This is a genomic window from Vibrio sp. M260121, from assembly GCF_036533715.1.
In the GTDB taxonomy this organism is placed as follows: domain Bacteria; phylum Pseudomonadota; class Gammaproteobacteria; order Enterobacterales; family Vibrionaceae; genus Vibrio.
The window spans coordinates 1-2,042 of sequence record NZ_JATABF010000097.1 but is presented as its reverse complement, the minus strand read 5'-3'; the positions used below and the strand labels follow the sequence as shown (position 1 = coordinate 2,042).

The following is a 2,042-nucleotide window of genomic DNA, read 5'->3' as shown; positions in this document are numbered from 1 at the left end:
TTCTGGGAACAAGGACATCCTCGCAATCTGGCGGTAGGTTGCCAGAAGCTATACGGCTCCAACAAGAAGTGGAAAAAGCGGTATGGTTATCATAAGCGCTCGCTCTCAGAGACAGCAATGTATCGGGTAAAACAGTTGTTAGGTGGGAACAACGCTCAGGTTGGCGAGACTTACGCTATGATCAAAGCGTTGAACAAGATTACAGGGCTTGGTATGCCTGAAACTCAGAGTATTGTTTAAGTATCAATCAACATGGGGCAGCCATGTCTTATCACTTAATTAAGCAACAAAGCCACTCGCTGCGACCACCAAAGGTGGGGCTAAATTAGCCAGTGCGAAGATAAATACAAAACTGGAGCATATGAAAGCCGCGAACTACGCGGCAGGCTTAACTCGTTTGATTGCGGTGTCCAACCTCGCGCTGTTGGTGTCGTCCACCGCCGAGGCCGTAGACGCCTATGATTCAGGAAATCGAGGCTTGATGTACGCGAACATCAATAGAATGATAAGTTACTCTATGTTTGCTGCTGGCCCTATCTTAACCATGCGCAGTATTTCCTCTGCGACGATCCAGTCCGGTTACTTTGCCTTGATTGGTTTTGCGCTCTTACTCGTTGGGGAGGGGATGAAACTCAAATACAGTAAGTCAGCGCTCGAAAACCTGCTGTTTCGCTGCTTTTGGGGCAAGAGTGAGAAATACTCATTTTGGTATTTTGATGGTGCAGGTGATTTTGATATTTCTAAGCGCTTATATATTGCGGCTGCCGAATATGATGATAGAAAGATTCAATTAGCTCTTGAGGTTGAGCAACAAGAGTTTATGAACCTTTTATTGCGCCCTGAGCTCAAAGTGTGGGTTAAAGAAGAGTTGTCACCGACAAGAAAAATCTACGGTTATCGTATGCGTTTGCCAGGGTTTACGCCTGGTGAATCGAATGTTGTCGGAGCCGTTTGCAGCTCTAGGCAGCGACCAGTCGACATTATGCAACCGATTAATAAGATGGTGAGATACCATGCCGTTGAGAATAAATCAGCCACACAGGCGTTCCAACAAGCTCTTAATGCTGCGGTGCTCAGCGATGACTTCTTTAAAAGAGAGCTTATCGATGGCACCTTGCATCTAAACTTTGAGGTTGAAGTGGAAAGTGAGCACGGAGAAGCATTGAATGTGCACTGGTATTATCAGCAGAGCCCGGAAGTGATAGTGCCAAAACGCATGCTTACTTCTAAAGGCGTGTTAGAAAAAACGTACTTTGGCATGGTTGATGATAAGCCAAGCAGTATATAACAGGACGAAAAATGAAAAGGTCAAACAGTCAAGGTTTCTTAATTAGATACCAATACCCACAAAGGCTCAGTAAATGGCGAAAGTCCTTTGCTTCCCAATTTAAGCCGATTAAGCCCGCTCATGATCCGTTAGAGCCTTTTATGACTGTGACCGATGATGTCCTAACGGTGCGTGATGCAAGGCACGGTTTACGGTTTGCCTTCCTCTTACCTTTGGTTATTGGGCTTTGGGTTTTGTCGTTTCTTTTTATTGATGATGTAGGGTCAAACACAGCTTCTATCCATACAGGCAAAGAAAGGCTTGCTCAGTATCAAGAAATGGAAGCTCAAGGATTACCGTTTAGTAAGTTTTACAAAGAGGATTATGATTACTACAAACTAATGTTTGAAAGTGATGGTGAGTATTCTCTCACAGGTTATATAAAAGCAGTTCTTGCTCATGGTACGGAGACGCAACGTAAGTTTCTAATCTCTGATTCTGTTATTGCTGGCGTAACATTGTCACTAACCTTGTTCTTTACGGTGTTTTTTATCAAGTCTCCAAAGCCAGCGCATATATACTTCGACCGAAAGCGTGGCCTTGTTTACACTTGGTTTTTTGGACGACTGGCTGCTTGCCGTTTCGAGAATTTAGGGTTCTTAGAGCGCAAAACGGGCCTGCTTCTCTACTTATATTGTGAAAACAAAAAGCGCAAAGGTGGCTATGACGTCTTTCCTATCACCGTTCAGCCGACAGGGAAAGTACACCTCAACTC

At 44.5% G+C, this 2,042-nt stretch carries 2 protein-coding genes and 1 pseudogene; all 3 read left to right on the top strand.

Features of this window, described 5'->3' with window-relative positions:
• Positions 1 to 240 (top strand): annotated as a pseudogene (locus tag QTO06_RS25195) (IS5/IS1182 family transposase); the annotation flags it as partial.
• 121 nt (positions 241 to 361) lie between these two features.
• Positions 362 to 1,288, top strand: coding sequence for a hypothetical protein (locus QTO06_RS25190; RefSeq protein WP_331410324.1), 927 nt, complete (start codon positions 362 to 364; stop codon positions 1,286 to 1,288).
• Positions 1,289 to 1,428: 140 nt separating this feature from the next.
• Positions 1,429 to 2,042 (top strand): hypothetical protein (locus QTO06_RS25185; protein ID WP_331410322.1); only part of this gene is annotated, 614 nt, incomplete at its 3' end.